The 6,113-nt window shown below is 47.5% G+C and carries 7 protein-coding genes and 1 other annotated feature; all 7 genes read right to left on the bottom strand.

The genetic code is table 11. The annotated features are described in order from the left end of the window. Nucleotides 1–44: 44 nt before the first annotated feature. Nucleotides 45–1,367: a replication-associated recombination protein A gene (locus CLOSYM_RS16085; protein WP_003502711.1), complete on the bottom strand. Its 1,323-nt coding sequence runs from the start codon at nt 1,365–1,367 to the stop codon at nt 45–47. 15 nt (nt 1,368–1,382) lie between these two features. Further along, entirely contained in the window at nt 1,383–2,177 is a 795-nt protein-coding gene (locus CLOSYM_RS16080) for a polysaccharide deacetylase family protein (protein WP_044902609.1), read from the bottom strand. Nucleotides 2,178–2,446: 269 nt separating this feature from the next. Beyond that, nucleotides 2,447–3,286: an undecaprenyl-diphosphate phosphatase gene (locus CLOSYM_RS16075; protein ID WP_003502707.1), complete on the bottom strand. Its 840-nt coding sequence runs from the start codon at nt 3,284–3,286 to the stop codon at nt 2,447–2,449. Between the two features lie 28 nt (nt 3,287–3,314). After that, on the bottom strand, nt 3,315–3,989 hold the full coding sequence (locus CLOSYM_RS16070; protein ID WP_003502705.1) for a uracil-DNA glycosylase: 675 nt from the start codon (nt 3,987–3,989) through the stop codon (nt 3,315–3,317). Between the two features lie 111 nt (nt 3,990–4,100). Beyond that, complete coding sequence (locus CLOSYM_RS16065) at nt 4,101–4,739, bottom strand: SIR2 family NAD-dependent protein deacylase (protein ID WP_044902614.1); 639 nt, start codon at nt 4,737–4,739, stop codon at nt 4,101–4,103. Between the two features lie 104 nt (nt 4,740–4,843). Next, entirely contained in the window at nt 4,844–5,218 is a 375-nt protein-coding gene (rplL, locus tag CLOSYM_RS16060; protein ID WP_003502689.1) for a 50S ribosomal protein L7/L12, read from the bottom strand. Nucleotides 5,219–5,333: 115 nt separating this feature from the next. After that, a complete protein-coding gene (gene rplJ, locus CLOSYM_RS16055; protein WP_003502687.1) occupies nt 5,334–5,822 on the bottom strand; it encodes a 50S ribosomal protein L10 in 489 nt (162 codons plus the stop codon). Nucleotides 5,823–5,895: 73 nt separating this feature from the next. Further along, nucleotides 5,896–6,034: a sequence feature (ribosomal protein L10 leader region), on the bottom strand. Nucleotides 6,035–6,113: the final 79 nt, after the last annotated feature.

The following is a 6,113-nucleotide window of genomic DNA, read 5'->3' as shown; positions in this document are numbered from 1 at the left end:
GTCTTTTGACCCCTTTGATACCGGATTGCTCCGCGCCTGCCTGATTACATCTCTCCCTTTAAAAACCGGAGCCACTCACCGATTTTCTTCTCATAGCCGTTATCCGACGGTCTGTAAAAAGAGGAACCCTCCAATCCGTCGGGAAGATACTGCTGTTTTACATAGTGGTTCGGATAATCATGGGCGTACTTGTAATCCAGACCGCGTCCCAGCTTCTCCGCTCCTTTGTAATGCCTGTCCTGGAGATGAACCGGAACCTGGGCCACCGCCTTGCTCCGGACTGCCGACTCCGCTTCGTCAATTGCCATACAGGCGGCATTGCTCTTGGGAGCGCTCGCAACATAAGTCACAGCCTGGGAAAGTACGATCCTGGCCTCCGGCATGCCGAGACGCTCAACCGCCAAAGCGGCATTTACAGCTACTGAAAGCGCCTGGGGATCCGCATTCCCCACATCCTCCGAAGCGCAGATCATGATTCTTCTGGCAATAAATTTAATATCCTCACCTGCATAAAGCATCCTGGCAAGATAATAAACGGCTGCATCCGGATCAGAGCCTCTCATGCTTTTAATAAATGCGGAAATCGTATCATAATGGTTATCACCGCCCTTATCATACCGCACCGCCCGTTTCTGGATACACTCCTGGGCCACATCCAGCGTAATATGAATCAGACCGTCCTCGGACCGCTCCGTTGTCAGGATTCCAAGCTCCACCGCATTCAGGGCCGCCCTGGCATCACCGCCTGCCATATCTGCAAGAAAGTCAACCGCCTCCTCAGAGATATCGGCCTTGTAGCTGCCCATCCCCTTCTCCTTATCATAGACGGCGCGTCTCAGCAATTCTGCGACATCTTCCTTTGCAAGCGGTTTCAGTTCAAAAATCCGGGAACGCGAAATAAGAGCGCCGTTGACCTCAAAATAAGGATTCTCCGTCGTCGCTCCAATCAGAAGCAGAGTCCCATCCTCCACAAAGGGCAGCAGATAGTCCTGCTGGCTCTTATTGAACCGGTGAATCTCATCTACAAAAAGAATAGTCTTCTGGCCGTACATCCCCAGGGCATCTTTTGCCTCCTGCACAACCTCCTCCATATCCTTCTTTCCCGCAACCGTTGCATTCAGCTGCTTGAATCTGGCGCTTGTCGTACCTGCTATTACTTTGGCCAGCGTCGTCTTGCCTGTCCCCGGTGGGCCGTAAAATATAATAGAGCCCAGCTTATCCGCCTTGATAGCCCGGTAAAGCAGCTTGTCCTTTCCGATAATATGCTTCTGCCCCACCACCTCGTCCAGCGTGGCTGGCCGGAGCCTGGAGGCCAGCGGAGCCTCCTTCTCCATCGTATTGCTTCTCATATAGTCAAATAAATCCATAACATCCCTCTGTCTCTAATCTATCAGCAATTCATCTACTGTAACAAAAGTATAGCCCTGCTTTGTCAAAGTGTCAATGGCCGCCAGCGCCGCGTCCACAGAAGTTCCAAACACATCGTGCAGCAGTATCACATCATGCTTTCCCACATTCTTGTATATATGCTTCACAACCTTCTGTGGGTTCTGGCTTTTCCAGTCCAGTGTATCAATATCCCAGAAAACCGGGGTCATTCTCAGGCATTCTTCCAGGTCGTCATTCCATATTCCATAGGGAGGCCTGATATACTCAGGCGTCTGGCCCGTAATGTTTCTTATCAGCTCATTCGTCTTGCGGATGGCATTACAGGCATCTTCCGTGGTTCCCTTTGTCAGGTCCACATGGCTGTAGCAATGGGTTCCAATCAGATGCCCGTCTTCCGACATCTGTTTTACCAGCTCCTCATTTCCCGGGATATTCTCCCCTACCAGAAAAAAGGAGGCTTTCACTCCCCTCTCCCTGAGTCCCTCCAGCAGCCGTTTCGTATAGACCGCATGCGGCCCGTCGTCAAACGTCAGCGCCAGCAGTTTTTCTCCATCACCGGATTTTTCTTCTTTTCCTGACTTTTTACCATCTATATCCGTCTTTCGCTTCTCTTTCCGGGCCGATTCTCCCTGACCGGCAGAATCAGGCTCATCCGGTTCGGCAGACACCGCCAGGCCGGTCCATGTTCCGGCCGCCGCGCTGTGGTCCCTGACTGCCGATAAACAGAAACACGCCAGAAATACATCCATCACTGTTATCACCATCAAAAGAAACATTTTTCTTTTCACATGCTTCCCCTTCCTCTGTATCCGCGCCGCTGTCCCCCGCAGATTGTTCCCAGGCCAAACATGGTTACTGTTCACACCTTGCAAAAAAGCGGCATGCTGTAAACAATAACGCGCTTCTCAGGACACATCATTGCAGATCCGTTACTAATAATCAATATATGCAGCAGCTCCCAACGGCAGAATTATAAACATGCAAAAGAAAAAGCACGGATATAAAACAGGCCGCCGAAACGGGTCAAAAGCCTGTTTTATATCCGTGAAATCGTAAATTATGCCACCAGTGCGGAAATCCCAAAATAAGATAACACAATGATTCCCAGCACAATTCTGTAATAACCAAAGAACTTGAAATCGTGTTTCCGGATGTAGCCCATCAGGAATTTAATAGAATATACCGACACGGCAAAAGCAACCGCCATGCCCAAAAGCAGGTAAAACACCTCATACCCTTTGAATGCTCCGCCTTCAATAAAAAATTTGATAATTTTAAGAAGACTTGCTCCAAACATAACGGGTATTCCCAGGAAAAATGAGAATTCCGCAGCAGCGCCCCTGGAACAGCCTATCAGCATGGCTCCCAGAATCGTGGCTCCGGACCGGGAGGTTCCCGGTATCAGTGCAAGAACCTGAAAACAGCCGATTACAGCCGCGGTCTGGAAGGAAATCTGCGTCACCCGCTCAATCGGAAATTTGGAATTCCGGTTCCGGTTTTCCAACAGAATAAAAAACACACCGTAAATAATCAGCATGGCCGACACCACATATCCGTTCATCAGCTTATTCATAAAATTATCCAAAGGCAGTCCGATTACAGCCGCAGGGATGCATGCAACAAGAATCTTTCCCCACAGCCGGAGTGTTCCCCTCTTCTGCGCATCTGATTTTCGTGATGAAAATGGATTCAGTTTATGAAAATACAGAATCAGCACCGCCAGAATCGCGCCTAATTGAATGACCACCATGAATACTTCCCGGTACGCCTCGCTGACCTCAAGATGAATAATTTCATCTACCAGGATCATGTGGCCGGTGCTGCTGATGGGAAGCCATTCTGTAAAGCCTTCCACAATCCCCAGCACAATCACCTTTAAAATCTCTACAAAACTCATGCCCGTTCCTTTCCGCTAAATCTTTCCGCTAAATATTTTCAATCTGCCAGTCGACAGGTTCCAGACCATTCGCTTCCAGATATTCATTCGTCTTACTAAAAGGCCTGCTGCCGAAAAATCCTCTGTAAGCAGACAGGGGGCTGGGATGCGGCGCCTCCAGTATCAGGTGCTTCGGATTGGTAAGCATCGGTTTCTTCATCTGAGCCGGTCTTCCCCAGAGTATAAATACCATCGGGCGATCCTGCCCGGCCAGAATTCTGATTGCCGCGTCGGTGAACTCCTCCCAGCCGATGCCCCTGTGGGAATTGGCCTGGTGGGCGCGCACCGTCAGCACCGTGTTGAGCAGCATCACTCCCTGCTCAGCCCATTTTTTAAGATATCCGTTATTCGGAATAAAACATCCCAGATCATCATGCAGTTCCTGATAAATATTCACGAGTGAAGGCGGTATCTCCACATCCGGCTTCACCGAAAAGCACAGCCCATGGGCCTGTCCCGGTCCATGATACGGATCCTGTCCCAGAATCACTACCTTGACCTTTGAAAGAGGCGTAAAGTCAAAGGCATTGAAAATATCGTTGGCATCAGGATATACAGCCCGTGTCTGATATTCCTGTTTTACCGTCTCATATAATTTTTTATAATATGGCTTTTTAAACTCTGCCCCCAGCGGTGCCAGCCAGTCATTACTGATTGCTCCCATATGTTATCTACTCCTGTCCATTACTTTGTCTGAACCGTTACCTGATACGGCCTTCTGCATGCGCACAAGACCTTCTTAACAAATTTTATCACAGTAACGCAGCATTCACAATCATTTATCGGCACATTTCCTGATAAATTCCAACGAATCGACAGCAACCGGCACGGCGCGGCCGCGTATTTCTTCCGATACCTGGGCAAATTTCCTGTTTACACGGTACATGTCCGCTTTCCGGTTAAAGTATACCGTCTTTTCAAAAGGCCATCTTATCACCGTCGGTGTTTTAAATCCCTCCCCCAGTTCCAGGACAAGAAGGCGGTGGTTCAGTGTATGGGACAGCCACTCCTTATACCTGTTCCATCCGGGCAAATAACCTTCCTCGATATAATTTTTTGCCTCTATCGTATTGGCAGCCAGCGGTGCGCCGCAATGCGGACAGCGTCCTTCCGGCACCTCTCCCCTCTCCCAGATATCCTTTGTGCATGCCTCACTGCACTGAAACCAGTTCACATTTCCGCACGGGGCCGTAATCCTGTCCGCCCTCAGAGGACTGTCGAAAATCCGGGCATCCGTTACTGTCGTCACGATGAAATAGTCTTTCCCGTCTGTTAATTCATATAACGCATGATATGCCGCTTTTGCTTCGGAATCTTTTGCTTTTCCCCACTCACTTCCAATTCCTACAAGGACATATTCACAATCTTTCAATTTTTCTCTCAGTTGTTCCACAATTTTATCATTCTCGTCCATATCCGCCGCTCCCTCCATATTTAAACGCCAAAAGAGCCCGCAGCGTATGGAGAAATACGCCGCAGACTCTTTTATTGTAATGCATTTTAAGACGGATTGCAAAATTATTTTAATGTAACTTTTGCGCCTTCTGCTTCTAATTTTGTCTTTAACTCTTCTGCTTCATCTTTGGAAACAGCAGCTTTAACTACCTTCGGAGCTCCGTCAACTACTTCTTTAGCTTCTTTTAAGCCAAGGCCTGTAGCTTCACGAACAACTTTGATAACTTTAACTTTGTTAGCGCCAACTTCTGTTAACTCTACGTCAAATTCTGTCTTCTCTTCTGCTGCTTCTGCTGCGCCGCCTGCTGCTGCAACTACAACGCCTGCTGCTGCGGATACACCAAACTCTTCTTCACATGCTTTTACTAAGTCGTTTAATTCTAATACGGATAATTCTTTAATAGCTTCGATAAATTCAGCTGTTGTTAATTTTGCCATTTTAATGTTCCTCCTGTAATTTTACTATTTAATATTTATGCACAGCATTCCTGTGCCGTCTCTGCCGCTTCAGGCAGCCATATAAACTGTTCCGATTTGATTTCCCGGATGGAAATTATGCCTCTTTGGACTCTGCGATCTGTTTGATAACGCGAGCAAAGTTTGTGATTGGGGACTGCATGCTTCCAAGCAATCTTCCGAGAAGAACTTCTCTGGAAGGAATCGTTGCGATAACCTGCATTCCTTTAGCATCATAGTAAGTATCCTCAACGATACCGCCCTTGATCTCTAACTTGTCTGCTTTCTTTGCGAATTCAGCTAAAATTCTTGCCGGAACTGTTGCATCATCTTTAGATACAGCTAAAGCTGTAGGTCCTTCCAGATGCGGCTCTAAAGCTTCGAATGCAGTTCCCTTTGCAGCAAAGCGAATCATGGTGTTCTTATAAACTTTATAAGTAACGCCAGCTTCCCTTAACTGTTTACGGAGCTGTGTATCCTGCTCTACAGTCAGACCACGGTAATCAACGACTACTGCTGTCTTAGCACCGTTGAATAATTCAGAAATTTCAGCTACAACCGGCTGTTTTAATTCAACTTTTGCCATGAATGGTTTACCTCCTATATTATTTGGTAACCGCCTGGGTAAACGGTGAAAGGTCCTAGCCGAACCTCTTACCGCCGACAATAAAAAACCTCTTTATCCATGAAGACAAAGAGGCGTAAACTTACACATTTAATATGGTATGTTTCCTCGGCAGGCGTTTGCAACTTATGCCATACGGCACCTGCTGTCTTCGGCAGTTAACACTAGTGTAAGATATCATAATTTTCAAGGTTTGTCAAGTTTTTTTTAACATATCAAAATGGAGATTTAACTGAGGTTGGGAGGACGCGT

It is taken from the genome of [Clostridium] symbiosum ATCC 14940 (assembly GCF_000466485.1).
GTDB classification, from domain to species: domain Bacteria; phylum Bacillota; class Clostridia; order Lachnospirales; family Lachnospiraceae; genus Otoolea; species Otoolea symbiosa.
Note: the sequence above shows the minus strand (reverse complement) of the source record. Positions and strands in the feature narration are given on the sequence as shown.

Bases quoted from the DNA above. Each gene is read 5' to 3' on its own strand.
- CLOSYM_RS16085 (WP_003502711.1), bottom strand. From the start codon at position 1,367: ATGGATTTATTTGACTATATGAGAAGCAATACGATGGAGAAGGAGGCT.
- CLOSYM_RS16075 (WP_003502707.1), bottom strand. From the start codon at position 3,286: ATGAGTTTTGTAGAGATTTTAAAGGTGATTGTGCTGGGGATTGTGGAA.
- CLOSYM_RS16070 (WP_003502705.1), bottom strand. From the start codon at position 3,989: ATGGGAGCAATCAGTAATGACTGGCTGGCACCGCTGGGGGCAGAGTTT.
- CLOSYM_RS16065 (WP_044902614.1), bottom strand. From the start codon at position 4,739: ATGGACGAGAATGATAAAATTGTGGAACAACTGAGAGAAAAATTGAAA.
- rplL (WP_003502689.1), bottom strand. From the start codon at position 5,218: ATGGCAAAATTAACAACAGCTGAATTTATCGAAGCTATTAAAGAATTA.
- rplJ (WP_003502687.1), bottom strand. From the start codon at position 5,822: ATGGCAAAAGTTGAATTAAAACAGCCGGTTGTAGCTGAAATTTCTGAA.